General features: G+C 72.0%; 18 protein-coding genes. 13 read left to right on the top strand and 5 right to left on the bottom strand.

Annotated features, from left to right (window positions below):
* The first annotated feature begins 21 nt into the window (after nt 1-21).
* From ACIOD1_RS00175 to ACIOD1_RS00160, 4 genes are all read left to right on the top strand, one after another.
* Nucleotides 22-600: a GNAT family protein gene (locus ACIOD1_RS00175; RefSeq protein ID WP_365618139.1), complete on the top strand. Its 579-nt coding sequence runs from the start codon at nt 22-24 to the stop codon at nt 598-600.
* A 91-nt stretch (nt 601-691) separates the two neighbouring features.
* Nucleotides 692-1,294, top strand: coding sequence for a hypothetical protein (locus tag ACIOD1_RS00170; protein WP_365618137.1), 603 nt, complete (start codon nt 692-694; stop codon nt 1,292-1,294).
* A 167-nt stretch (nt 1,295-1,461) separates the two neighbouring features.
* Nucleotides 1,462-1,638 carry a hypothetical protein gene (locus ACIOD1_RS00165; protein ID WP_365618135.1) on the top strand — a complete coding sequence of 59 codons (177 nt, stop codon included), beginning with the start codon at nt 1,462-1,464 and terminating at the stop codon, nt 1,636-1,638.
* Between the two features lie 80 nt (nt 1,639-1,718).
* On the top strand, nt 1,719-4,778 hold the full coding sequence (locus tag ACIOD1_RS00160; protein WP_365618591.1) for an AAA family ATPase: 3,060 nt from the start codon (nt 1,719-1,721) through the stop codon (nt 4,776-4,778).
* A 28-nt stretch (nt 4,779-4,806) separates the two neighbouring features.
* On the opposite strand, the gene ACIOD1_RS00155 is transcribed toward ACIOD1_RS00160, so the two are convergent.
* Nucleotides 4,807-6,045 carry a PQQ-dependent sugar dehydrogenase gene (locus ACIOD1_RS00155; RefSeq protein ID WP_401899359.1) on the bottom strand — a complete coding sequence of 413 codons (1,239 nt, stop codon included), beginning with the start codon at nt 6,043-6,045 and terminating at the stop codon, nt 4,807-4,809.
* Between the two features lie 266 nt (nt 6,046-6,311).
* Nucleotides 6,312-7,319 (bottom strand): aldo/keto reductase, encoded by a 1,008-nt coding sequence (locus ACIOD1_RS00150; RefSeq protein WP_365618131.1) that lies wholly within the window; start codon nt 7,317-7,319, stop codon nt 6,312-6,314.
* Between the two features lie 73 nt (nt 7,320-7,392).
* On the opposite strand from ACIOD1_RS00150, the gene ACIOD1_RS00145 reads away from it, so the two are divergent.
* The 6 genes from ACIOD1_RS00145 (at nt 7,393) to serA (ending at nt 17,212) form a co-directional block, all read left to right on the top strand.
* Nucleotides 7,393-8,388 (top strand): 2-hydroxyacid dehydrogenase, encoded by a 996-nt coding sequence (locus ACIOD1_RS00145; protein WP_401899358.1) that lies wholly within the window; start codon nt 7,393-7,395, stop codon nt 8,386-8,388.
* Between the two features lie 293 nt (nt 8,389-8,681).
* A complete protein-coding gene (locus ACIOD1_RS00140) occupies nt 8,682-11,549 on the top strand; it encodes a putative bifunctional diguanylate cyclase/phosphodiesterase (protein WP_401900391.1) in 2,868 nt (955 codons plus the stop codon).
* A gap of 227 nt (nt 11,550-11,776) precedes the next feature.
* Nucleotides 11,777-13,660, top strand: a complete 1,884-nt coding sequence (locus ACIOD1_RS00135) for an acetolactate synthase large subunit (RefSeq protein ID WP_365618125.1) — start codon at nt 11,777-11,779, stop codon at nt 13,658-13,660.
* 31 nt (nt 13,661-13,691) lie between these two features.
* Nucleotides 13,692-14,216, top strand: coding sequence for an acetolactate synthase small subunit (gene ilvN / locus ACIOD1_RS00130; RefSeq protein ID WP_365618123.1), 525 nt, complete (start codon nt 13,692-13,694; stop codon nt 14,214-14,216).
* A gap of 119 nt (nt 14,217-14,335) precedes the next feature.
* On the top strand, nt 14,336-15,337 hold the full coding sequence (gene ilvC / locus ACIOD1_RS00125; protein WP_365618121.1) for a ketol-acid reductoisomerase: 1,002 nt from the start codon (nt 14,336-14,338) through the stop codon (nt 15,335-15,337).
* A gap of 285 nt (nt 15,338-15,622) precedes the next feature.
* Nucleotides 15,623-17,212 carry a phosphoglycerate dehydrogenase gene (gene serA / locus ACIOD1_RS00120; protein ID WP_365618119.1) on the top strand — a complete coding sequence of 530 codons (1,590 nt, stop codon included), beginning with the start codon at nt 15,623-15,625 and terminating at the stop codon, nt 17,210-17,212.
* Between the two features lie 102 nt (nt 17,213-17,314).
* On the opposite strand, the gene ACIOD1_RS00115 is transcribed toward serA, so the two are convergent.
* Entirely contained in the window at nt 17,315-18,853 is a 1,539-nt protein-coding gene (locus ACIOD1_RS00115; RefSeq protein WP_401899357.1) for an MFS transporter, read from the bottom strand.
* 89 nt (nt 18,854-18,942) lie between these two features.
* Between ACIOD1_RS00115 and ACIOD1_RS00110 the strand changes: the two genes are divergently transcribed.
* On the top strand, nt 18,943-19,542 hold the full coding sequence (locus ACIOD1_RS00110) for a TetR/AcrR family transcriptional regulator (RefSeq protein ID WP_365618115.1): 600 nt from the start codon (nt 18,943-18,945) through the stop codon (nt 19,540-19,542).
* Here ACIOD1_RS00110 and ACIOD1_RS00105 read toward each other — a convergent pair.
* Nucleotides 19,520-20,800, bottom strand: coding sequence for a PucR family transcriptional regulator (locus ACIOD1_RS00105; RefSeq protein WP_401899356.1), 1,281 nt, complete (start codon nt 20,798-20,800; stop codon nt 19,520-19,522). The two genes, ACIOD1_RS00110 and ACIOD1_RS00105, sit on opposite strands and share 23 nt — an antisense overlap.
* 197 nt (nt 20,801-20,997) lie before the next feature.
* On the opposite strand from ACIOD1_RS00105, the gene ACIOD1_RS00100 reads away from it, so the two are divergent.
* Together ACIOD1_RS00100 and pruA are read left to right on the top strand one after the other, a co-directional pair.
* Nucleotides 20,998-21,924 (top strand): proline dehydrogenase family protein, encoded by a 927-nt coding sequence (locus ACIOD1_RS00100; protein ID WP_365618111.1) that lies wholly within the window; start codon nt 20,998-21,000, stop codon nt 21,922-21,924.
* Nucleotides 21,925-21,976: 52 nt separating this feature from the next.
* Complete coding sequence (gene pruA, locus ACIOD1_RS00095) at nt 21,977-23,617, top strand: L-glutamate gamma-semialdehyde dehydrogenase (protein ID WP_401899354.1); 1,641 nt, start codon at nt 21,977-21,979, stop codon at nt 23,615-23,617.
* Nucleotides 23,618-23,736: 119 nt separating this feature from the next.
* Here the strand turns inward: pruA and ACIOD1_RS00090 are convergent, their stop codons facing one another.
* Entirely contained in the window at nt 23,737-24,438 is a 702-nt protein-coding gene (locus ACIOD1_RS00090) for a nitroreductase family protein (protein WP_401899352.1), read from the bottom strand.
* Between the last annotated feature and the right edge of the window lie 395 nt (nt 24,439-24,833).

The following is a 24,833-nucleotide window of genomic DNA, read 5'->3' as shown; positions in this document are numbered from 1 at the left end:
GCCACCCAAGGAAGAGCCCGCATGTTCTCGATCGACCTCGCCGACGACGCCCGGCTGTTCCCCCTGGAGGTCTGGCACGCCGAGGAGTTCCTCGCGCACATGGACCGCGGCCGTGAGTACATCGGCGAGCACATCGCACTGCCCGACTTCGTCACCGACACGGCGTCCTCCCGGGCCTTCCTCGCCTCCTACGCGCAGAAGACCGCCGGCGACGGCGGACGGCTCTACGGTATCCGGGTCGGCGGGACCCTCGTCGGCGGGGTCCTCTTCAGGATCTTCGAACCGGACACCGGCAACTGCGAGGCGGGGTGCTGGCTGGAGCCCGCCGCGGCGGGCCGGGGCCTGGTCACCGCGGCCTGCCGGATCCTGATCGACTGGGCGGTCCGGGAACGCGGCATGCACCGCGTGGAGTGGCGGGCCTCCTCCGCCAACACCAAGAGCCTCGCCGTCGCCGAGCGCCTCGGCATGACCCGCGAGGGCGTCATGCGGCAGAGCTACCTCCACCGGGGCGCCCGTCAGGACACCGAGGTCTGGGCCGTCCTCGCCCACGAATGGAACGCCGCGGGGGGCGCCTCCCCGGCGGCTCCCGCCACCGGCTGACGGACGGCTTCCGGGCCCGACGGCGGCCCGGAATCGTTTCCTCCGGATCTCTCTCAGAAACCTCTCAGAAACGGCGCCTACGGTGCCCCGCATGGACATCACGAAGACCCCCGCCCCCACCGCCCCCGAGGACAAGACGGCGGCGAACACCCCGGCCGAGGCCACCGGGACCGGGGAGGAGGCCTCGCCCGCGACGGACGCCGCGGACGCCGGGACCGTCGACCCCGCCGCCCCGGCCGACTCCGTCGAGGAGTTCGAGGACGACGACGCGATCGACGCGGACGACGCCCCCGTCGAGAGCAGTGGCGTCGCCGCCGCGGCCACCTCCCTCGTCGCCGCCGGCCTCGCCCTCGTCGCCCTCAGCGGTACCTGGGTGTCCCGCGTGGTCGCCGAGCGCCAGACGCTGATCGGCCAGATCGAGTCGGTCAACGCGGCCAGCGCCAAGGAGAAGATCGCCGCCCTGTACGGCGACGCCTGGCACATGACCGCCCTCGTCAACGGTGTCGTCTCCACCCTGGCCCTCCTCCTCGCCGTCTTCGTCCTGGCCCGCCCCGCCTTCGGCGCCCCCGGCCGCGTCCTGCCCGTCTGGGTCCGCTCCGTCTCCTGGGCCACCGTCGCGCTCGCCCTGGTCGGCGTGCTGCTCTTCGGCTTCATGTACTTCGACCTGCTCTCGCTCCCGACCGCCGCTGAATAGGCACCCCCCTTAGGCCGTACCGGGCCGTCCGGGGAACCCGAGGCCGGCGCCTAAGGCCCCCGGACCACAGAGATGCGGCATGCGCCCCATGCGGCGGACCCCTCTGGGAAGCGAATCTTGGATCACACCGAACGAGGTGCCCGAGAAACCCGACCAGGGAGTACGAGATGTTCGAGTACGAGATCGCCACCGCCCGCCACGAGGAGCTCATCCACGAGGCCGAGCGGTACCGCATGGCCCGCGAGGCCCGCTCCGCCCGCAAGGCGGACCGCTCCTCCTCCCGGAGCCAAGAGGCCGAAGGGTCGGTGAGAGGCCACCGCGGCCTCTTCACCCGGGCCGCGTAACCCGCGGCGCGGACCGCGTGGATCGACACGTGAGGCAGAGCGCAGCGATATCGAGTGCCGCCGGCCCGCACCTCTGTGCGATGCTCGGCGACGTGGAGACCAGATCTGTCAGCCCGGTGTTCGTCGGCCGCGCCGGCGAACTGGCCGTACTCGTCGACGCCCTGACGCGCGCCGCGGACCAGGAGCCGCAGGCCCTGCTCATCGGTGGAGAGGCCGGAGTCGGCAAGACCCGACTGACCGAGGAGTTCCTCGGCGAGGCCGTCCGGCGCGGAGCGGTCGTCGCCGTCGGAGGATGTGTGGAGATCGGGGCGGAGGGGCTTCCCTTCGCCCCTTTCTCGACGGCCCTGCGCGTCCTGCTGCGCCAACTCCCCGAGGAACTCGCCGCAGCCGCCGCCGGCCAGGAGGACGAACTCGCCCGGATCCTCCCCGAACTCGGCGAGACCCCCCGCGGCCCGCACGACGAGGAGAGCACCGCCCGACTCTTCGAGCTGACGGCCCGGATGCTGGAACGCCTCGCCGCCGACCGCACCGTCGTCCTCGTCCTGGAAGACCTCCACTGGGCGGACACCTCCACCCGCCACCTCCTCTCCTACCTCGTCCGCAGCCTCGGCCGCGGCCGCCTCGTCCTGGTCGCCACCTACCGCGCCGACGACATCCACCGCCGCCACCCGCTGCGCCCGCTCCTCGCCGAACTCGACCGGCTGCGCACCGTCCAGCGGATCGAGCTGCCCCGCTTCAACCGGGCCGAGGTCCGCCGCCAGCTCGCCGGGATCCTCGACACCCGGCCCCAGCCCGCCTTCGTGGACTCCGTCTTCGACCGGTCCGACGGCAACGCCTTCTTCGTCGAGGAACTCGTCGCCTCCCACGAGAGCGGCTGTCGCACCGGACTGACCGAATCCCTGCGCGACCTGCTCCTCGTCCGCGTGGAAGTGCTTCCCGAGGCCTCCCAGCGCGTGGTGCGCATCGTCGCCGAGGGCGGCTCCACCATCGAGTACGCCCTGCTGCGCGCCGTGTCGCAACTGGGCGAGGACGAACTGATCGACGCCCTGCGCGCCGCCGTCGGAGCCAACATCCTGCTCGCCACCAGCGACGGCGACGGATACCGCTTCCGCCACTCGCTCGTCCGCGAGGCCGTCAGCGACGACCTCCTCCCCGGCGAACGCGCCCGCGTCAACCGCCGCTACGCCGAGGCCGTCGAAGCCGACGGGACCCTCGTGCGCGCCGAGGAGCGGGTCATCCGGCTCGCCAACTACTGGTACGCCGCGAACAACCCGACCAAGGCCCTGCCCGCCGTCCTCGCCGCCTCCGTGACCGCGCGCAGGCGCCACGCCTACTCCGAGCAGCTGAGCCTGCTGGAGCGGGCCATGGACCTGTGGGAGTCCGTCCCGGAGGAGATCCGCGCGGAGCTGCGCCCGGCCGACTACACCGACGTGTACCCGCCCTGCGGCTGCGACCCGGCCACCACCCCGCTGCAACGCCTCGACCTGCTGGCGGAGGCCACGGTCGCCGCCCGGTTCGGCGGCGAACGCGAACGCGCGCTGAAGCTCGTCAAGCTGGCCCTGCGGATCCTCGACGAGGACGGCTCCGACCCGCTGCGCGCCGCCTGGTTCTGGACCGAACGCTCCCGGCTGACCGTGGCCATGGCCCGGGGCGACGGCTGGGAGGAGATCGCCAGGGCGCAGGAACTGGTCAAGGGGCTGCCCCCGTCGCAGGTGCACGCCGAGGTCCTCGTCCACGCCGCCGGCTGGGGGATGCTCCACAATCCCGGCCCCGCCAACCTGGTCGCCGCCGAACGGGCCGTGGAGTACGCGCGGATGGTCGGCGCCGAGGAAACCGAGCTCAACGCGCGGATCACCCGGGGCTCCCTGCTCGCCGACTCCGGCGACGCCGAGAACGGTCTCGCCGAGATCCGCGAGGTCCTGCACCGGGCCACCGAACTCGGCTTCACCCTGCTCGCCGGACGTGCGCACATCAACCTCAGCTCTCAACTCGAAGGACTCGGCCGCTCCGCCGAAGCGGTGGAACTGGCCGGACAGGGGATCAAGCTCGTCGCCAAGTCCCGGCTGCTGGACACCGAGGCCTGGATCCGGGGCAACCTGGCGGAGAGCCTCTACAGCCTCGGCCGCTGGGACGAGGCCGCGGAGGAGGCCCGGCTGACCCTGCGCGGCGGCCAGGGCGCGCTCCCGCGCGGGACCGCCGCCGCCCGCCTGTCCTACCTGGCCCTGGCCCAAGGCGACGTCACCGAAGCCGCCCGGCAACTCGGCGCCGCCTACGAACACTTCGGCACCCACGACACCCAGCCCCAGCACCGCATCCCGCTCTACCGGCTGGCCATCGGCGTGGCCGAGGCGGAGGGCCGGATCGCCGACGTCCGCGCCGAGACCGCCGACGCCGTCGCCTACGGCTTCTCGCTGGGCCAGCACCGCTACGCGTGGCCCCTCCTGCTGGCCGCCGCCTCCGCCGAAGCCGACGCCCGGGGTCTGCCCGCCGTCGACGCGGGCCGGGACGCCGCCGTCGGGCTGCTGGGCGCCGCCGCCCGGCGCCTGGCCACCCCGACCCCGATCTGGGTGGCCCACGCCGAGTACCTCAGGGCCGAGCTGCTGCGGGCCGAGGCCCGGGACACCGTCGCCGACTGGACCGCGGTCGAGGAGGCCGTGCGCCCGCTGGAGCGCCCCTACCTGCTGGCCCGCGCCCGTCGCCGGCTCGCCGAGGCCCTGCTGGCCTCGGGCGAGGACCGGGAACGCGCCGCCGACCTGCTCCGCGAGGCCCACGCCTGCGCCGACCGGCTCGACTGCCGCCGGCTGCGCGAGGACCTGGCCCTCCTCGCCCGCCGCGCCCGCGTCCCCCTGACCCCCGAGGACCCCTGCCCGAGCCCGGACGCCCCGGACCTCGACCCCGTCGAGGCCCTGGGCCTGACCAGCCGCGAACGGGACGTCCTGCGCCTGGTCGCCGTCGGCAGCACCAACCGCCGCATCGCCGAGGAACTCTTCATCTCCCCGAAGACGGCCAGCGTGCACGTGTCGAACATCCTGGCCAAGCTCGGCGTCTCCGGCCGGGGCGAGGCCGCCGCCCTCGCGCACCGCCTGCGCCTCTTCACCCCACTCGTCCCCGAGCCCTCGACCCCCGCGGGCCGTCGTTAGGGCGCCGCGCATCCCGGGGGCCGGCCCGTCAGCGCACCGTCAGGGTCAGGATCCTGTCATCGCCCGCCTGTGGCGACCCGCGGCCGTCCGTCTCGCTCGTGACCAGCAGCAATCTGTCCCCGTCGAGCGGTATGACCGTCCGCAACCGCCCGTAGGTCCCCGTCAGGAAGGCCTCCGGGTCCGCGACCGCCGTTTCCCCCTTGAGCGGGATCCGCCAGAGCCGCTCGCCCTTGAGCCCGGCCATCCAGATCGACCCCTGGGCCCAGGCGATCCCGCTCGGGGAGGCCTCGTCCGGCTTCCACACCGCCACCGGATCGACGAACCCCGGCCGTCCGGCCTTCCCCTCCACCTCGGGCCAGCCGTAGTCGCCGCCCGGCCGGATCAGGTTCAGCTCGTCCCAGGTGTTCTGGCCGAACTCGGCGGCCCACAGCCGCTTGTCCTTGTCCCAGGCGAGGCCCTGCACGTTGCGGTGGCCGTAGGAGTAGACGACCGAGTCGGCCTCCGGATTGCCGTGGACCGGCTGCCCGTCCGGGGTCATCCGAAGGATCTTGCCGCCGAGCGACTTCCGGTCCTGCGCCAGACCCTTGTCACCGCTCTCGCCGGTACCGGCGTAGAGCATCCTGTCGGGGCCGAAGGCGATCCGGCCGCCGTTGTGGATCACGCCCTTGGGAATGCCCCGGAGCACCGTGTCCGGAGCCCCCAACTGCTGCCCCGGTCCCCGCTGCTCGTCGTAGCGCATCCGGGCGATGCGGTTGTCGGACTCGGTCGTGAAGTACGCGTACACCAGCCGGTCCGTGGCGAAGGAAGGCGACAGCGCGAGCCCCAACAGCCCGCCCTCACCGCCCGGGGCCACCCCCGGGACCTTCCCGATCTGCGTCACCGCTCCCGAGCCCGTCGCGACCCTGCTGATGGTGCCCTTGTCCCGGGAGGCGACGAGGAGGTCCCCGCCGGGCAGCGGGGCCACCCCCCAGGGGGATTCCAGGCCCTTCGCGACCTCCCCCGCCACCGTCACGGACCCCTTGGCCGGCGCTGCCGGCGCTCCCGAGGCCTCGGGCGGGCCCGCGGTCCCCGAGCGGCCCGCCAAAGGCGACCCCGCCGGTGGCGACGTGCCCGGGCCGGCCCACGGCTGCGCGTCCGGGCCGCCGCAGCCCGCCGTCAGCAGCGCCCCGCACCCGACCAACGCGAGCGCGGCCGACGCGCCCCGGCGCCGTGCGCGGCCGCCCCCGTACCGTCCCGCCGACGGCTCCCGCGTCCGTTCGTCCCGCATGGTCCCGCTCCCCTCACCCCGCGAGGCTCCCGAGCGCCCGCCCCGGGCCCTCGCCTCCTCGACTCCCACGGTCCTGCCTTCCACCTGTTCCAACAGCGCCGCACCCTCCCCGAGTTCCGCCACTCGTACACTCGATCGAGTGGTCGTGACGAGGGTCGAGGCGGATCCGAGCCGATCCAAGGCCGATCCGCCGCCGCCCGATCCGCGGCCCGATCCGCAGTCCGACCCGCCGCCCGTCCGACGCCGCACCGCAGGACGCGGAGCCCTCAGTCCCAGGCTCCCACCGCCGCCGGCAGCGCCGCGATCTCGGCCAGCTCCCCGGCCGACAGCCGCACCCGGTCCGCCCGCGCGTTCTCCGCCGCCCAGTGCGCCCGAGCCGCCCCCGGAACCGGCACCACGTGCGGCCCCTGGGCCAGCACCCACGCCAGCGCCACCTGCGCCGCCGTCACCTCGGGCCCGTGCCGCCGGGCCACCCGCCGCAGCCCCGCCGGCAGCACCTGGTTCGAGGCCATCGCGTGCGCCGTGAACCGGGGGTGCCGGGCCCGCACGTCCGCGTCCTCGAAGCCCTCTCCCGGAGTCAGCGTCCCGGTCAGAAACCCGCTGCCCAGCGGCATCGCGGCCAGCACCCCCACGCCCCGCGCGGCACACCACGGCAGCAGCTGCCACGCCGCCTGCGGGGACCACACCGACAGCTCCGCCTGCACCGCCGTCACCGGGAACACCTGCTGGACCCGCTCCAGGTGCCGCAACGTCGAGGCGTACGCGCGGTCCCCGCGCCGGCCCGCCCCCGGACCGGCCCCGGCGCCCAGCGCGCAGAAGCCGAGCGCCCGCACCTTGCCCGCGGCCACCAGCTCCGCCATGGCGCCCCAGGTCTCCTCCACCGGCACGTCCGGATCGACCCGGTGCAACTGGTACAGGTCTATGACGTCGGTCCGCAGCCGCCGCAGCGAGGCGTCGCAGGCCCGCCGCACGTACCCCGGCCGCCCGTCGGCCACCACGTGCTGCTCACCCGCCCGCAGCCCCACCTTGGCCGATACGAAGGCCTCCGCGCGCCGCTCCCGCAGGACCCGCCCGACCACCAGTTCGTTGGTGAACGGGCCGTACACATCGGCCGTGTCCAGCAGGTTCGCCCCGAGGTCCAGCGCCGTGTGCAGGGTCCGCAGGGATTCCTCGCCCCGGTGGGGCGAAGGTGCGTAGGCCCAGCTCATCGGCATGCAGCCGAGCCCGATGGCTCCCACCGTCAGCGGTCCCGCTCCGATCGACCTGCGCTCCACCCCTGCGTCCCCCTCCGGCTCCGGCCCTCAAACTAACGGCTCGATCCGGATCGGTTCGCATAGCCTCCTGATCATGACTGCAGCCATTCCCGCCCCGACCCCCGAGCCCCCCGCCAAGACCGCGCCCGCGCCGGCCGGGGACGTCTGGCTCCCCTTCCCCCCGGAGGAGGTGGCGGGCCTGCCCGAAGCCTTCCGGTACCGACGCTGGGACGGCGAGGACGAGTTCCCCGGGGACCCGGCCGACTGCGTCTTCTACGTCACGCCCTACATGAAGTCCCAGGCGGTGACCCTGCGCCCGCTGCCCCGCATGCCCGCCCTGCGCGTGGTTCAGACCCTCACCGCCGGCATCGACAACATCACCGCCGGCCTGTCCGACCTGCCCGCCGGAGTCCGCCTCTGCAACGCCCGGGGGGTCCACGAGGCGAGCACCGCGGAACTGGCCCTCACCCTGATCCTCGCCTCCCTGCGCGGGATCCCCGGCATGGTCCGCGGCCAGGACCGCGAGGAGTGGCGCGGTGGCTTCTACGAGGCCCTCGCCGACCGCTCCGTCCTGATCGTCGGCCACGGATCCATCGGCGCGGCCGTCGAGGACCGGCTGCGCCCCTTCGAGTGCGGGCGCATCGAACGCGTCGCCCGCTCGGCCCGCACCGCGGCGCACGGCCGTGTCCACGCCCTCGCCGACCTCCCCGGCCTGCTCCCCGAGGCCGACGTGGTGATCCTCTGCACCCCGCTCACCGAGGACACCCGGGGCCTGGTCGACGCCGCCTTCCTCGCCCGCATGAAGGACGGCGCCCTGCTCGTGAACGTCGCCCGCGGCCCCGTCGTGGACACCGGCGCCCTGTTGGTGGAGCTGGAATCAGGCCGGCTGCACGCCGCGCTGGACGTCACCGACCCGGAACCGCTGCCGGCCGGCCACCCCCTCTGGCATGCTCCGAATGTCCTGATCACCCCTCATGTCGGCGGGAGCAGCTCGGCGTTCGAGCCCCGGGCCAAGCGTCTCGTCGCCCGCCAGCTCACCCGGTTCGCCGCCGGGGAGCCCGTCGACAACACCGTGTTGATCACCGACTGACGCCCCACGGGGGCGCGTTGCCCACGCTTAGCGACCACGCGTGCGCGGGCCGTGGCCACAACTCCCCTTGTGGTGACGGAGAGTAGAGAAGCTATGTCGCTGAGTAACGAAAGTGGTGTATCGTCCGGAAGAAGGGGCTGCGCCACGTACGTCTGGCGCTGGGGAGTGATCGGACACTTTGGGGGGCGACGGGCGATGCACGGCCAATGGACGAAGGACCCGACGCGGCGCAGCCGCCGGAGGCGACGCTGTCGAGACTGGGCTGCACCGAAACCAGCCGGCGAGGGGGAGCGGTGAGCGCCCCGGGGGCCGCGCTCCTGACCCGCCCGCCCGTCGGCGGCGGCAAGGGTCTGGCGGCGCAGCTCCTCCTCGCGGTGGTCAGCGGCGGGTACGCCGTCGGGGCCGCCCTCGGCTGGGGTTCCGACGAGCTCGCCAACTTCATGGGCGACTTCGGTCTCAGCACCGCCGGATTACTCGCCGCGGTCTCCTGCTACCACTACGCGCGTACGGTCGACCGGCGTGAGCGTCCCGCCTGGTTGATGTTCGCCTTCTCCTCGTTCATGGGCGCCCTCGGGAACGCCGTCTGGGGCTGGTACGAGGTGATCCTCGGACGAGCGGTGCCCGCGCCCTCCCTCGCCGACTTCGCCTTCCTCTGCTTCGCGCCGCCCGCCATCGTGGGCCTGCTCGTCCTCGCGAAGCGACCGGTCACCCGGGCCGGCTGGGTCTGCCTCGGACTCGACTCCTGGCTCATCGGCGGCTCGCTGCTGACCCTGTCCTGGAGCCTGGCCCTCGCCAACGCCGCCCGCACCGCCCAGTCGGGAGCGCCCGGCAGCGTCCCGCGCGCGGCGCTGTCGCTCGCCTACCCGCTCCTCGACATCGCCCTGGTCTCGATGGTGCTGGTCCTGCACTTCCGCCGCTCGGCGAACAACCGTTCCGCGGTCAACACCGCCATCGCGGCCCTCGCCCTGACCGTCCTGAGCGACGCCCTGTTCACCTCGCCGCTGCTGAACACCACCTACCGCTCCGGCGAGATCCTCGACGCCGGCTGGTTCGCCGGCTCGCTGCTGCTCGCGTACGCCCCCTGGGGGGCACACCGGCCCGAGCCGGTCGAGCGGAGCGGTTCGGCGCGAGGCGAGCGCCCGCACAGCCGGCCCATCACCGGCTCGCTGCCCGCGCTGACCCCGTACCTGGCGGCCGCGGTCTGCACCCTCGGGATCCTCTACAACGTCGTGGACGGCAGGAAGGTCGACCGGATGGTCGTCTTCACCGGCTGCACCGTCGTCCTGGCCCTCGTGATCCGCCAGGGCATCATGCTCCTCGACAACATCGCGCTCACCCAGGAACTGGCCCAGAAGGAGAACCACTTCCGCTCCCTGGTCCAGGGCTCCAGCGACGTCATCATGATCGCCGCACCCACGGGGACCCTGCGCTACGTCAGCCCCGCCGCCGCCGGGGTCTACGGCCGCGAGGCCGAGGAGCTGGTCGGCAGCGAGCTGGCCGCCCTCATCCACCCCGACGACCTCGGCAGAGTGGTCCACGAGGTCCGCCGCTTCCTGGCCGCGCCGCCCGCCGAGGAACCCACCACCCGCATCGAGTGCCGGTTCAGATCGGGCGACGGCGAGTGGCTCAACGTGGAGTCCACCGTCAACCGGCACCAGGGCGGGCTGATCCTCAACAGCCGGGACGTCACCGAACGGGTCCGGCTCCAGGCCCAGCTCCAGCACAGCGCCGAGCACGACCCGCTCACCGACCTGCCCAACCGGGCCCTCTTCACCCGCCGGGTCCGCCAAGCCCTCACCGGGCGCCGCGCCGGGGACCACAGCAGCGCGGTGCTCTTCATCGACCTCGACGGTTTCAAGGCCGTCAACGACACCATCGGCCACCAGGCGGGCGACGAGCTGCTCGTCGAGGCCGCCCACCGGCTCCAGGACGCCGTCCGGGCCGGGGACACCGCCGCCCGCCTCGGCGGGGACGAGTTCGCCGCCCTCATCCTGGGCGACGGCAGCCGTGATCGCAGCGCCCGCGAGTACCAGGTCCACGAGATCGCCGACCGGCTGCGCACCACCCTCTCCCAGCCCTACCGGATCGCCGGGAGCGAGGTCCGGGTCGCCGCCAGCATCGGCGTGGCCTTCGCCGACCCCGGCATCACCCCTTCGGACCTGATGCGCAACGCGGATCTCGCCATGTACCGGGCCAAGGCCGCGGGCAAGAACCGCGTCGAGCTGTACGCCCCCCAGATGCAGGCCGAGGTGGTGCGCAAGGCCGAGCTGGCCGGGCGGCTGCGCACCGCGCTGCACGAGGGGGAGTTCGTCCTGCTGCACCAGCCCGTGGTCTCACTGGCCTCCGGGGAGGTCACGGCCATCGCCGCCCAGGCCCGCTGGCGGTCCGCCCAGGGGATCCTCTTCACCCCGGCCGAATTCCTGCGGGTGGCCGAACGCGGCGAGGGCGCGGCGGCCGGACAGGACGCCTCGCGCACGGCGGAACTGGGCCGTTGGCTGCTGGAGGAGGCCGTCGAGCAGGCCGCCGAGCGCCGGCGGGCCGGGCACGACGCACCGGTGGTCGTCCGGATGACCGCCCAGCGGCTGCTCGACCGCTCGCTGCCCCGGGGCTCCGTCGAGGCGCTGCTGAACCGGCACGGACTGCCCTCGGGCGCCCTGGTCCTGGAACTGGCCGCCTCCGACCCCAGAGTCCCCTTCGACGAGCTGGAACGCCGCCTGACGGCCTTGCACCGTCTCGGCGTACGGATCGCCCTGGACGGCTTCGGCAGCGGCTACGCGGCCATCAGTGCCCTCCGTCGACTGCCCGTGGACCTGCTCAAGCTGGACCGGGGGCTGGTGGAAGGGGTCGTGGAGTCCGCCAGACTGCACAAGATCACCGCAGGATTGTTGCGTATTGCAAATGACCTGGGCATGCAATCCGTGGCCGAGGGGGTGGACCTGCCGGAGCAGGTGCTGGCCCTGCGCGCGATGGGCTGTACCCACGGCCAGGGGATGGCCTTCTCCGGGCCGCTCGACGAATACAGGCTGCGGCGCGCGCTGGTGAGGGGTACGTTCCCAGTACCGGGCGGTTCCGCCCTGCCGGCCTTGGCCGGAGGGGCGTCCGGAGGTTCGATGGTCATCCGTAGAGGCTCAAATAATGAGACGCCCGTCCCACCCGCTTGACATCCACCTCCCGCCGGAGGGAGGGTCAGTGCCATGCGCACCCGAATTCTCGTACTTGGAAAGCGCGTCGGCTGAAGCTGGGACCACCATGTCCCCGCTCAACGCTTCCGACGCGCTCCCCTCGCTTGCCACCAGGCACGAGGGGTTTTTTGTTGCACTGGCACACGCCCCCGGACCTGGCCCGGGGCACACCCGCTCCTCGTAAAACCCTCAGCTTCGAGAAGAGAATGCCGATGACCGAGCAGGCCTCCGGGGCCCACCATCCGCAGCCGCGGCCCCGTACGGGTGGGCACCAGCCCACCGCAGTTGAGCACGTCACGGGTGCGCAGTCCCTCATCCGCTCTCTCGAAGAGGTGGGGTGCGACACCGTCTTCGGTATCCCGGGCGGCTGCATCCTCCCGGCCTACGACCCGATGATGGACAGCAAGAAGGTCCGTCACATCCTGGTCCGCCACGAGCAGGGGGCCGGCCACGCCGCCACCGGCTACGCGCAGGCCACGGGCAAGGTCGGCGTCTGCATGGCCACCTCCGGCCCCGGCGCCACCAACCTGGTGACCCCGATCGCCGACGCGCACATGGACTCCGTCCCGCTCGTCGCGATCACCGGCCAGGTCTCCTCGAAGGCGATCGGCACGGACGCCTTCCAGGAAGCGGACATCGTCGGCATCACCATGCCGATCACCAAGCACAACTTCCTGGTCACCAAGGCCGAGGACATCGCGCGGACCATCGCCGAGGCCTTCCACATCGCGGCGAGCGGCCGTCCGGGCCCGGTCCTGGTCGACATCGCCAAGGACGCCCTCCAGGCGAAGACCACCTTCTCCTGGCCGCCGTCCATGGACCTGCCGGGCTACCGGCCGGTCACCAAGCCGCACGCCAAGCAGATCCGCGAGGCCGCCAAGCTCATCTGCGCCGCCAAGCGCCCGGTCCTCTACATCGGCGGCGGCATCATGAAGTCCGGCGCCACGGCCGAGCTGAAGGTGCTCGCCGAGCTGACCGGTGTCCCGGTCTGCACCACCCTGATGGCGCTGGGCTCCTTCCCCGACAGCCACCCGCTGCACGTCGGCATGCCGGGCATGCACGGCAGCGTCACCGGCGTCACCGCGCTCCAGAAGTCGGACCTGCTGATCGCGCTGGGCACCCGCTTCGACGACCGCGTCACCGGCAAGCTCGACAGCTTCGCCCCGTTTGCCAAGATCATCCACGCGGACATCGACCCCGCCGAGATCGGCAAGAACCGCGAGGTCGACGTCCCGATCGTCGGTGACGCCCGTGAGGTCATCGCCGATCTGATCCAGGCGGTCCAAGCGGAGCACACCGACGGCAACGCCGGTGACTACAGCGCCTGGTGGAACGACCTCAACCGCTGGCGCGACACCTACCCGCTGGGCTACGACCTGCCCGAGGACGGCAGCCTCTCGCCCCAGCAGGTCATCGAGCGGATCGGCGCGCTGGCGCCGAAGGGCACGATCTTCACGGCGGGCGTCGGCCAGCACCAGATGTGGGCCTCCCACTTCGTCAAGTACGAGGAGCCCCGCACCTGGCTGAACTCCGGCGGCGCCGGAACCATGGGTTACGCGGTGCCCGCCGCGATGGGCGCCAAGGTCGGCAAGCCGGAGCAGGCGGTCTGGGCGATCGACGGCGACGGCTGTTTCCAGATGACCAATCAGGAACTGGCCACCTGCGCCCTGAACAACATCCCGATCAAGGTCGCCATCATCAACAACGGCGCCCTGGGCATGGTCCGCCAGTGGCAGACCCTGTTCTACAACCAGCGCTACTCCAACACGGTGCTGCACGCCGACGAGACCGGCCACGACGTGGGCTCCCAGCTCGGTGAGTCCAGCGCCCCCCGCAAGGGCACCCGCGTCCCGGACTTCGTCAAGCTGTCCGAGGCCATGGGTTGTGTCGCGCTGCGCTGCGAGGACCCGGCGGACCTGGACCGGATCATCGCCGAGGCCAACGCGATCAACGACCGTCCGGTCGTGGTCGACTTCATCGTCCACGAGGACGCCATGGTGTGGCCGATGGTCGCCGCCGGCACCTCCAACGACGAGGTCATGGCAGCGCGGGGCGTCCGCCCCGACTTCGGCGACAACGAAGACGACTGAGCCGAGAGAGCCGAGAGAGAGAAAGACTCACATGTCCAAGCACACGCTCTCCGTCCTGGTCGAGAACACGCCCGGCATCCTCGCCCGGATCGCCGCCCTGTTCTCCCGCCGCGGGTTCAACATCGACTCCCTCGCGGTCGGCGTCACCGAGCACCCCGACATCTCCCGCATCACCATCGTGGTGAACGTGGAGGACCTCCCGCTGGAGCAGGTGACCAAGCAGCTCAACAAGCTGGTCAACGTGCTCAAGATCGTCGAGCTGGAGCAGCACAACGCGATCGAGCGCGAACTCGTCCTCGTGAAGGTCCGCGCCGACAACGAGACGCGCTCGCAGATCGTCGAGATCGTCCAGCTTTTCCGTGCCAAGACCGTCGACGTCTCCCCGGACGCCGTCACCATCGAGGCCACCGGCGGCACCGACAAGCTGGGCGCCATGCTCAAGATGCTGGAGCCCTTCGGCATCAAGGAACTCGTCCAGTCCGGAACGATCGCCATAGGGCGCGGCGGCCGGTCCATCACGGACCGCAGCCTGCGCGCGCTCGACCGCAGCGCCTGAGCGGCGCCTCGGCGGCGCCGATCCGACACGCCGCAGTTCGCATGGCGAGACCCAGAAACCAAGATTCCGTTCCCCGCCGTACGGTGGGAGCAACACCAGCGCACCAAGGAGATATCCCAGTGGCCGAGCTGTTCTACGAGAACGACGCCGACCTGTCCATCATCCAGGGCCGCAAGGTCGCGGTCATCGGTTACGGCAGCCAGGGCCACGCCCACGCGCTGTCGCTCCGTGACTCCGGCGTCGACGTCGTCGTCGGTCTGAAGGAGGGCTCGAAGTCCAAGGCCAAGGCCGAGGAGCAGGGTCTGAAGGTCGTCTCCGTGTCGGAGGCCGCCGCGTGGGCGAACGTCATCATGATCCTGACCCCGGACCCGCTCCAGGCCGAGATCTACGAGGAGTCCATCAAGGAGCACCTCGAGGAGGGCGACGCGCTCTTCTTCGGCCACGGCTTCAACGTCCGCTACGGCTTCATCAAGCCCCCGGCCAACGTGGACGTCGCCCTGGTCGCCCCGAAGGGCCCGGGTCACCTGGTCCGCCGCCAGTACGAGGAGGGTCGCGGCGTTCCCTGCATCGCGGCCGTCGAGCAGGACTTCACGAAGAAGGCCTTCGACCTGGCGCTGTCGTACGCGGCCGGTATCGGTGGCACGCGCGCCGGTGTCATCAAGACGACCTTCACCGAGGAGACCGAGACCGACCTGTTCGGTGAGCAGGCCGTCCTCTGCGGTGGCGCCTCCGCCCTGGTCAAGGCCGGTTTCGAGACCCTGACCGAGGCCGGTTACCAGCCGGAGATCGCGTACTTCGAGTGCCTCCACGAGCTGAAGCTCATCGTGGACCTCATGTACGAGGGTGGCCTGGAGAAGATGCGCTGGTCGGTCTCCGAGACCGCCGAGTGGGGCGACTACATCACCGGTCCCCGCATCATCACGGACGCCACCAAGGCCGAGATGAAGAAGGTCCTCGCGGAGATCCAGGACGGCGAGTTCGCCAACACCTGGATGGCCGAGTACAAGGCCGGTCTGCCGAAGTACAACGAGTACAAGAAGGCCGACGAGGCCCACCTGCTGGAGACCACCGGCAAGAAGCTCCGCAAGCTGATGAGCTGGGTCGACAACGACGAGAGCTGATCTCTTGCGCGGCGGGGCCGGGACCGTGCGTCCCGGCCCCGCCGCGCCCCACCCGTACGGGGCGCGATGGCCTGAATCGAGGCCTCCCGCACAGCGGATTGTCCACCTCGGCCAATCACGGACGGGTGATCCTTACGTACAGGCGGAGTTCTGCTCGGGATCCGCCACTACACTGCTCAACACAACGCGTCAGGCCCACAGTGTCGTGCGTCTTCCACGCGGCTACCCCCTCCACCGCCTGCGGCCGTCGGGACGGCCGTCCGCACTGGACTTGTGAGGACCCACGTGAGCTCGAAACCTGTCGTACTCATCGCCGAAGAGCTGTCGCCCGCAACGGTGGACGCGCTCGGTCCGGACTTCGAGATCCGGCACGTCAACGGTGCCGATCGCGCGGAGCTGCTGCCCGCGATCGTCGACGTGGACGCGATCCTGGTCCGCTCCGCCACCAAGGTGGACGCCGAGGCCATCGCCGCCGCCAAGAAGCTCAGGGTGGTCGCCCGAGCGGGTGTCGGCCTGGACAACGTCGACGTCTCCTCCGCCACCAAGGCGGGCGTGATGGTCGTGAACGCGCCGACCTCCAACATCGTCACCGCCGCCGAGCTGGCCTGTGGCCTGCTCGTCGCGACGGCCCGCAACATTCCGCAGGCCAACACCGCCCTGAAGAACGGCGAGTGGAAGCGGAACAAGTACACGGGCGTCGAGCTCAGCGAGAAGACCCTCGGTGTCGTCGGCCTCGGCCGCATCGGCGTGCTGGTCGCCCAGCGCATGTCGGCCTTCGGCATGAAGATCGTCGCGTACGACCCCTACGTACAGCCCGCGCGCGCCGCCCAGATGGGCGTCAAGATGCTGACGCTGGACGAGCTCCTCGAAGTCGCCGACTTCATCACCGTGCACCTCCCCAAGACCCCCGAGACCCTCGGTCTCATCGGGGACGAGGCGCTGCACAAGGTGAAGCCCTCGGTCCGCATCGTCAACGCCGCCCGCGGCGGGATCGTGGACGAGGCCGCGCTGTACTCGGCCATCAAGGAGGGCCGGGTCGCCGGCGCCGGTCTCGACGTGTACGCGAAGGAGCCCTGCACGGACTCCCCGCTGTTCGAGCTGGACCAGGTCGTCTGCACCCCGCACCTCGGCGCGTCCACGGACGAGGCCCAGGAGAAGGCCGGCATCTCGGTCGCCAAGTCGGTGCGCCTCGCGCTCGCCGGTGAACTGGTGCCGGACGCGGTCAACGTCCAGGGCGGCGTGATCGCCGAGGACGTCCGTCCGGGCCTGCCCCTCGCCGAGAAGCTCGGCCGCATCTTCACCGCCCTCGCGGGCGAGGTCGCGGTCCGCCTCGACGTGGAGGTCTGCGGCGAGATCACCCAGCACGACGTCAAGGTGCTGGAACTCTCGGCCCTCAAGGGTGTGTTCGAGGACGTCGTCGACGAGACGGTCTCCTACGTCAACGCCCCGCTGTTCGCGCAGGAGCGCGGTGTCGAGGTCCGCCTCACCACCAGCTCGGAGTCCCCGGACCACCGCAACGTGGTGACCGTCCGCGGCACCCTCTCGGACGGTCAGGAGGTGTCGGTCTCCGGCACCCTGGCGGGCCCGAAGCACCTTCAGAAGATCGTGGGCGTCGGCGAGTACGACGTGGACCTGGCCTTGGCCGACCACATGATCGTGCTCCGCTACACCGACCGCCCCGGCGTGGTCGGCAAGGTCGGGCAGCTGCTCGGCGAGGCCGGTCTGAACATCGCGGGCATGCAGGTCGCCCGGGCCGAGGAGGGCGGCGAGGCCCTCGTCGTCCTCACCGTCGACGCCGAGGTCCCAGTGGAGGTCCTCGCGACCATCTCCGCCGAGATCGGCGCGGCCTCGGCCCGTACGGTCAACCTGGGCTGAGTCCCGGACCCGCGCGAACGGAAGGGCCCGAGGTGGGAACCTCGGGCCCTTCCGCGTGTCCGGCGCCGTGCTCCGCCGGCGCCTCCCGCCGTCCTACGGGGCTCAGCCCACCGGCGTCCGCTCGCGGTCGGCCGATTCGGCCGCGGCGCTGGGGGAGCCGACCCCCCGCAGCAGGACCAGGGCGGCGCCGGCGGCCACGAGCAGCAGCGCGGCGCCGCCCCAGGCCGCGTACCGCATGCCGTGCACGAATGCCTCGCGGGCCAGGGCCAGCAGGGCCCCGCCCGCCTCGCCGCCGAGCTGCCCGGCGGTGGCCACGGCGCCGCCGAGGGTCTCCCGGGCGGCGGGCTCCGCACCGGCGAGGTCGTCCCGGTAGACGGCGGTGCCGAGGCTGCCCAGGAGCGCCATGCCGAGGGCGCCCCCGAACTCCTGGCCGGTCTCCAGCAGGGAGGCGGCGGAGCCGGCCTTCTCGGCGGGGGCCGCGGCCAGGGCCATGTCCGAGACCAGGGACATCACGGTGACGATGCCGCAGCCCAGCACCCCGGCGCCGGTCAGGGCGAGCCACAGCGAGTCGGTGCCCACGAGGGAGACCACCCCGAAGCCGGCGGCGGCCAGGACGAAGCCGCCCGCGATGACGTGGGCGCGGTCGGTGGTCCGGGCCAGGGTCGCCGAGATCGGGGCGGCGGCGCCGATGGGGATCGAGGGGGCGAGGCTCCACAGGGCGGCCTCCAGGGTGCCCATCCCCAGCACGGACTGGAGGTACTGGGTGGTGAAGTAGGCCGAGCCCATGATGGCGAAGGCGGCGACGGTGTTGAGGCCGATGCCCGTCCCGAAGGCGCGACCCCGGAAGAGGGCCCGGGGCACCATGGCGTCCTCGCGGATGCGCTGGCGGCGCACGAAGAGGTACCCGAAGGCCAGGCCGACGGCGATGCAGGCGCCGTGGAGCGGCTCGAAGCCCTCGGCGGCGATCTCCTTGAGCCCGTAGACGACCGGCAGGACGGCAGCGACCGACAGCGGGACGCTCACCAGGTCGAAGCGGCCGGGTGCCGGGTCCTTGAACTCCGGCACCAGCAGCGGGACGAGGGCCAGCAGGAGCAGCATCGCGGGCACGTTGATCAGGAAGACCGAGCCCCACCAGAAGTGGTTCAGCATCACCCCGCTCATCACGGAGCCGAGGGCGATGCCCGCGGTCATGGCCCCGGACCAGAGGGCGATGGCCCGGCCGCGCTGCCCGTCGTCCTGGAAGAGGTTGCGCACGAGGGCCAGCGTGGACGGCATCAGGGTCGCGCCGCCGACCCCGAGCAGGACGCGGGCGGCGATCAGCATCTCGGCGCTGCCGGCGTACCCGGCCGCCACGGAGGCGAGGCCGAAGGCGGCGGCGCCGATCAGGAGGAGCTTGCGGCGGCCGATGCGGTCACCGAGGGAGCCCATGGTGATGAGCAGCCCGGAGAGGGCGAAGGCGTAGCTGTCGAAGATCCAGAGCTGCTGGGAGGCACTCGGGTCGAGTTCGCGGGTGATGGCCGGAATGGCGAAGTAGAGGACGGAGACGTCCATCGAGACGAGGAGCAGCGGCAGTACGAGGACCGTGAAGGCGATCCATTCACGGCGCCCGGCGAGCCGGGCGGGAGCGGCGGGGTGCGTCATGGGAAGGAATGTACAGACGTATTAAACGTCTGTCTATGACGCTCGTATGGAACTTCTGTCTAGGACGGCTGTCTTGCTACCGTGATGGCATGGGACATCGTGAAGATCTGCTCGAAGGCGCCAAGAAGTGCCTGGCCGAGAAGGGGTTCGTGCGGACGACGGCGCGCGACATCGTCAGTGCCTCCGGCACCAACCTGGCGTCCATCGGCTATCACTACGGATCCAAGGACGCCCTGCTCACCCAGGCCTTCATCGCCCTGATGGCGGAGTGGGGGGACGACTTCCAGACCTCCATGAAGGGCGTGCCCGGCTCCCTGGAGCGCTTCCGCTCGGTCTTCGAGGGAATCCTCGCCCAGCAGCAGCACTCGGGCGCCGTCTGGACGGCCAGTTTGGAGGTCGCGCTCGGCGGGGACCAACGCCCCGAGCTGCGGGCGATGTTGGCCGCCTCGCAGGTCGAGGGACGGCGAGGTCTGATCTCGATGCTGACCGGCACTCCGGAGGACGAGCTGACCGACCGCGACGAGCGCACCCTCGGCGCCGTCTACCAGGCGCTGCTCAACGGGCTCATGATCCAGTGGCTGTTCGACCCCCCGAGCGCCGCCACCGCCGAGGAGTTCGCCGAGGGGGTGCGCCGGATCGCCGAGGGGCTGTCGCGGCCCGGCGAGGTCACAGGAGGCGGGACGCCTTGAGGGCCATGTGGAGCAACAGGCGGTCCTCGCCCGTGTCCAGGTCGAGTCCGGTGAGCTGCTCCACCCTGCCCAGCCGGTAGTAGAGGGTCTGGCGGTGGATGCCCAACTCCGCCGCCGCCCGTCCGGCCTGCCCCGCGCAGTCGAGGAACACCTCGGCGGTGCGGGCCAGTTCGCGGTGGGTCGGGCCGAGCAGGGTCCGGGTGGCCGGGTCGTCCACCGGGGACGCCGCCAGCGCGGCCAGCATCCGGTAGGGGCCGATGGCCGACCACTGGGCCACCGGGCCGAGCCGTGGCTGGGCGGCGGCCGCCCGGGCCGCCGCGTCGGCCTGCTCCCAGGCGGCCGGCAGCTCCGTGAGGGCCCGGAAGGGGTCGGAGAGCCCGGCCGTGATCCGGCCGCCGGGAGCCCCGCCCGGGACGGTGGTCCCCCTGCCCGCGCCCTTGCCGCCGCCGGTCGTGCCCGGGCCCGCGCCGCTCCCGCCGCCCGTTCCGGCCGCCGGACCCGGCTCCGCCCTCGGTAGCAGCCGGGCCACCGCCGTCAGGGCCGGAGCCACCGCGTCCGCCGACCGGAGCCGGAGCAGCACCGCGAGCCGGGCGGCGCCCGCCCCCGCCCGGGTGCCCGCCCCGGGGCCCGCGTCGCCCGTCGCGCCCGGGACCACGCACACCGCCGCGGCCCCCGGTACCGAAGGCGGCGCCTCCCCGGGCCACGGGCCCACGCACACCGCCGTGTGCAGGCCCTCCGCGCCCGGCCCCAGGGCCACCCGCAGCGCGGTCACGGCCATGTCCTGCTGCCAGCCCCGCCCGGCCGTGAGCACCGCGAGGAACTCCCGCGACAGGTCGGCGCCGGCCTTGGCCTCCTCCGCGAGCAGGATCCCGATCCGCTGGGCCACCTCCATCGCGGCCGCCAGGGCCCCCGGCTCGGGGCCCGGGTCCTGGTCCAGGAGCCACACGTAGCCCTGCACGATGCCCCGGTAGCGGACCGGCAGGCAGATGCGCCCCCGCAGCACCCCCGCGTCCGGGGCGGCCGGGATCCGTACCGGGGCGGTCGCGCGGGCGATCCCGTAGGCCTCGAACCAGCTGCGCACCGCCGCCGTGGACTGTCGGGTCAGGATCGAGCGGGTGCGCACGGGGTCCATCGCGAGGTCGTCCTCGCTGTCGTGCGCCCCGAAGGCGATCAGGCGGAAGTCCCGGTTCTCCAGCGTCGCCGGAGCGCCGAGCAGCGCCGAGATCTCGTCCACCAGGTCCTGGTAATCGCCTTTCACGCGCACATTCTCCCACCTCGGAACCGGGTGTTCAGACATCTGTATGAGATCTGGACCACGGATGCGTGACAGCTGTCGATGGCAGAGGATCGTGGAGATCCTTAGGTTTCACGGTGGTTTTACTTGCGTTTTCCCCACGGTCGCGACCCACCCCCGTCGCTGCCGCGTCTCGCTTCTGCCACCCGTTGGAGGTGCCCGTGCTGGGTCCCGTGATCCTCGCCGCTTCGCGCAGCGACAAGATGCGCCGCATCGTCTCCGCCGCCCCGGTGACCAAGCCGGTGGTGAACCGGTTCATCCCGGGCGAGACCGTCGACCAGGTCATCCCGATCGTCGAGGACCTCACGAAGCGCGGGCTGGAGGTCACCCTCGACGTGGTGGGCGAGGACATCACCGCCGTGGAGCAGTCCCACGCCGCGCGCGACGCCTACCTGGAGCTCGTCGGCCGCCTCGCGGACCTCGGACTCGGCGAGGCCGTCGAGATGTCCGTCAAGCTGTCCATGTTCGGCCAGGCCCTCGAAGGCGGCCACGAGCTGGCCCTCGCCAACGTCCGCCCGGTCGTCGAGGCCGCCGCGGCCATCGGCACCACCGTGACCCTCGACGCCGAGGACCACACCACCCTCGACTCGATGTTCGCCATCCACGAAGAACTGCGCCGGGACTTCCCGCAGACCGGATGCGTCATCCAGGCCTACCTCTTCCGCACCGAGGCCGACGCCCGCCGGCTGGCCGCCGCCGGCAGCCGCGTCCGCATCGTGAAGGGCGCCTACAAGGAGCCCGCCGAGGTCGCGTACCAGGACAAGGCCGAGATCGACAGGGCGTACGTCCGGATCATGAAGATCCTGATGGAGGGCGACGGCTACCCGATGATCGGGTCTCACGACCCCCGCCTGATCGCCATCGGCCAGGAGCTGGCCCGCCAGGCCGGGCGCAAGCCCGACGAGTACGAGTTCCAGATGCTCTACGGCATCCGCAGCGAGGAGCACCTGCGCCTGGCCGCCGAGGGACATCGCATGCGCGTCTACACGGCGTACGGAACAGACTGGTACGGGTACTTCATGCGCCGCCTCGCGGAGAAGCCGGCCAACCTGCTCTTCTTCCTCCGCTCGATGATCACCAAGAACTAGGCACCCCACCAGATCAACGCCCACCCCCCCTAGCTCAAGGAGTTCCAGCCCCATGGATGCTGTGACCCAGGTCCCCGCGCCGGTCAACGAGCCGGTCCACTCGTACGCCCCCGGCAGCCCGGAGCGCACGCGCCTCGAACTCCAGCTCAAGCAGCTCTCCGAGAACCCGATCGACCTCGTGATGACGATCGGCGGCGTCAAGCGGATGGGTGGCGGCGAGCGCTTCGAGGTCGTGCAGCCGCACGACCACAAGTCCGTCATCGGCACCTACGCCAACGCCACCGAGGCCGATGCCCAGGAGGCCGTCGACGCCGCCCTGGCCGCCGCCCCGGCCTGGCGCGCGATGTCCTTCGACGACCGCGCCGCGATCATCCTGCGCGCCGCCGAGCTGCTGGCCGGTCCGTGGCGCGAGAAGCTCGCCGCCTCCACCATGCTGGGCCAGTCCAAGACGGCGCAGCAGGCCGAGATCGACACCCCGTGCGAGCTCGTCGACTTCTGGCGCTTCAACGTCCACTTCGCCCGGCAGATCCTCGCCGAGCAGCCCGCCGCGAACTCCGCGGGCGTGTGGAACCGCAGCGACCACCGCCCGCTGGAGGGCTTCGTCTACGCGATCACGCCGTTCAACTTCACGGCCATCGCCGGCAACCTGCCGACCGCCCCCGCCCTGATGGGCAACGTGGTCGTGTGGAAGCCGTCCCCGACGCAGACGCACTCCGCGGTCCTGCTGATGGAGGTCCTGGAGGCGGCCGGTCTGCCCAAGGGCGTCATCAACCTGGTGACCGGCGACGGCATCGCCGTCTCCGAGGTGGCCCTGAACCACCCCGAGCTGGCGGGCATCCACTTCACGGGCTCGACCAAGACCTTCCAGTACCTGTGGAAGACGGTCGGCAACAACATCGAGAAGTACAAGTCCTACCCGCGTCTGGTCGGCGAGACCGGCGGCAAGGACTTCGTCGTCGCGCACCCGTCCGCGGACCGCGGCATCCTGAAGACCGCCCTGACCCGCGGTTCCTTCGAGTACCAGGGCCAGAAGTGCTCGGCCTCCTCCCGCGCCTACGTTCCGGCCTCGATCTGGAACGACGGCTTCAAGGAGGAGTTCGCGGCCGAGGTCGACGGCATCGCCATGGGTGACGTCCGCGACCTGACCAACTTCATCGGCGCGGTCATCGACGAGCGCTCCTTCGCGAAGAACAAGGCCGCGATCGACCGTGCGAAAGCCGACCCGACCTGCACGATCGTTGCGGGCGGCACCTACGACGACTCCGAGGGCTACTTCGTGCGCCCGACCGTCATCGCGTGCACCGACCCGGAGAACGAGGTCTTCACGACCGAGTACTTCGGCCCGATCCTCGCGATCCACGTGTACGACGACGCGGCCGTCGGCGGGTACGACGCGATGCTCGCCCAGATGGAGAACGTCTCGGCGTACGCCCTGACCGGCGCCGTCATCGCGCAGGACCGCTACGCGGCCGCCGACACGATGGAGAAGCTCCGCTTCGCGGCGGGCAACTTCTACATCAACGACAAGTCGACCGGCGCCGTCGTCGGCCAGCAGCCCTTCGGCGGCGGCCGTGCCTCGGGCACGAACGACAAGGCGGGCGCGGCCTCGAACCTGCTGCGCTGGACCTCGACCCGCTCCATCAAGGAGACCCTGGTCCCGCCGACCGAGTACGGCTACCCGCACATGGGCTGATCCCGGCCCCGCAGGACCCCGCCCCCGCTCCGGTACCCCCAAGTCCGGAGCGGGGGCGGTTCCACGTCCCGATCGGGTCCGTCGCCCGGGCGCACCCGCCACGATCCGAAAGGGCCGGCCTAGACCTCCACGAGGACCTGGTCCAGGGACTTGCGGAGCAGGTCGGGGACCTCGCAGTCGTCGGAGGGGTAGCCCACCGGGATCACCGCGAAGGCCTTCTCGTTCTCCGGGCGGCGCAGGACGTGGCTCAGGAAGCGCATCGGGCTCGGGGTGTGGACGAGCGCCGCCAGGCCGCTGAGGTGGAGGGCGGACAGCAGCATGCCGACCGCGATGCCGACCGACTCGTCGACGTAGTAGTGCTTGCGCTTCGTGCCGTCCGGGCCGAGCCAGTACCGCTGCTGGAAGACCACGATCAGAGCGGGGGCGTCCGTGAGGTGGGTCTTCACGGCGTCCGTGCCGATCGGGCGCAGGGCCGCGAGCCATTCGTCGCCCAGCCTGCCGTCGTAGGAGATCGCCTCCTCCTGCTCGGCCGCCGCGCGGATCTGGCCGCGCACCTCGGGGTCCTTGACCAGGACGAACGTCCACGGCTGCTGGTGCGCGCCCGACGGGGCGGTGGCCGCGCAGGCGATGGCGTCGCGGACGACCTGGTCGGGGACGGGGTCGGGGGAGAAGTGTCGTACGGTGCGCCGTTCGTCCATCCGCGTCCGCAACTCGGCGGCGCGCGCGAGGGATTCCTGACGCGGCATGCGGGCGGGCCGGTAGGGGGCGGGCCGGTAGGGCAGGCCATGGGTGGGGGTCCACTGCTGGGTATCAGACGACATGGACAGATCTTCACGCGGCGCGCGCGTCCCGGGCCAGGGTCACGTCACGACCGACTGCCCGTTGTGTACGGACAGGGGGGCTATGACCACGGCGAACGTCGGACGATTCGGGGGCCGGGAGGGTCGCTCCCGCGCCCACGGCCCCGACGGGCCCGGCGCCCTCGTACCCCGGCCCCCCGACCCGCGCCACCCGCCCCGACGGGCCCACCGACCGGGCCTGGACCACACCGACCGCTCCCGGCGTACGGACCGCCCTCGACCTGCGCGTCGAGGGCGGGCCCGGAGTGGACCACGCCCGCGCCCGGCCGGGCCGACCACCCCGCCGAGCACCCTCGACGGCATCGGGCACCCGGGCCTCGGGCACGACCGGCGGGGGACTCCGGGTTTCGGAACCC

It is taken from the genome of Streptomyces sp. NPDC088097 (assembly GCF_044741845.1).
In the GTDB taxonomy this organism is placed as follows: Bacteria; Actinomycetota; Actinomycetes; order Streptomycetales; family Streptomycetaceae; genus Streptomyces.
Note: the sequence above shows the minus strand (reverse complement) of the source record. Positions and strands in the feature narration are given on the sequence as shown.

Bases quoted from the DNA above. Each gene is read 5' to 3' on its own strand.
- ACIOD1_RS00175 (WP_365618139.1), top strand. From the start codon at position 22: ATGTTCTCGATCGACCTCGCCGACGACGCCCGGCTGTTCCCCCTGGAG.
- ACIOD1_RS00170 (WP_365618137.1), top strand. From the start codon at position 692: ATGGACATCACGAAGACCCCCGCCCCCACCGCCCCCGAGGACAAGACG.
- ACIOD1_RS00165 (WP_365618135.1), top strand. From the start codon at position 1,462: ATGTTCGAGTACGAGATCGCCACCGCCCGCCACGAGGAGCTCATCCAC.
- ACIOD1_RS00160 (WP_365618591.1), top strand. From the start codon at position 1,719: ATGCTCGGCGACGTGGAGACCAGATCTGTCAGCCCGGTGTTCGTCGGC.
- ACIOD1_RS00155 (WP_401899359.1), bottom strand. From the start codon at position 6,045: ATGCGGGACGAACGGACGCGGGAGCCGTCGGCGGGACGGTACGGGGGC.
- ACIOD1_RS00145 (WP_401899358.1), top strand. From the start codon at position 7,393: ATGACTGCAGCCATTCCCGCCCCGACCCCCGAGCCCCCCGCCAAGACC.
- ACIOD1_RS00135 (WP_365618125.1), top strand. From the start codon at position 11,777: ATGCCGATGACCGAGCAGGCCTCCGGGGCCCACCATCCGCAGCCGCGG.
- ilvN (WP_365618123.1), top strand. From the start codon at position 13,692: ATGTCCAAGCACACGCTCTCCGTCCTGGTCGAGAACACGCCCGGCATC.
- ACIOD1_RS00115 (WP_401899357.1), bottom strand. From the start codon at position 18,853: ATGACGCACCCCGCCGCTCCCGCCCGGCTCGCCGGGCGCCGTGAATGG.
- ACIOD1_RS00110 (WP_365618115.1), top strand. From the start codon at position 18,943: ATGGGACATCGTGAAGATCTGCTCGAAGGCGCCAAGAAGTGCCTGGCC.
- pruA (WP_401899354.1), top strand. From the start codon at position 21,977: ATGGATGCTGTGACCCAGGTCCCCGCGCCGGTCAACGAGCCGGTCCAC.
- ACIOD1_RS00090 (WP_401899352.1), bottom strand. From the start codon at position 24,438: ATGTCGTCTGATACCCAGCAGTGGACCCCCACCCATGGCCTGCCCTAC.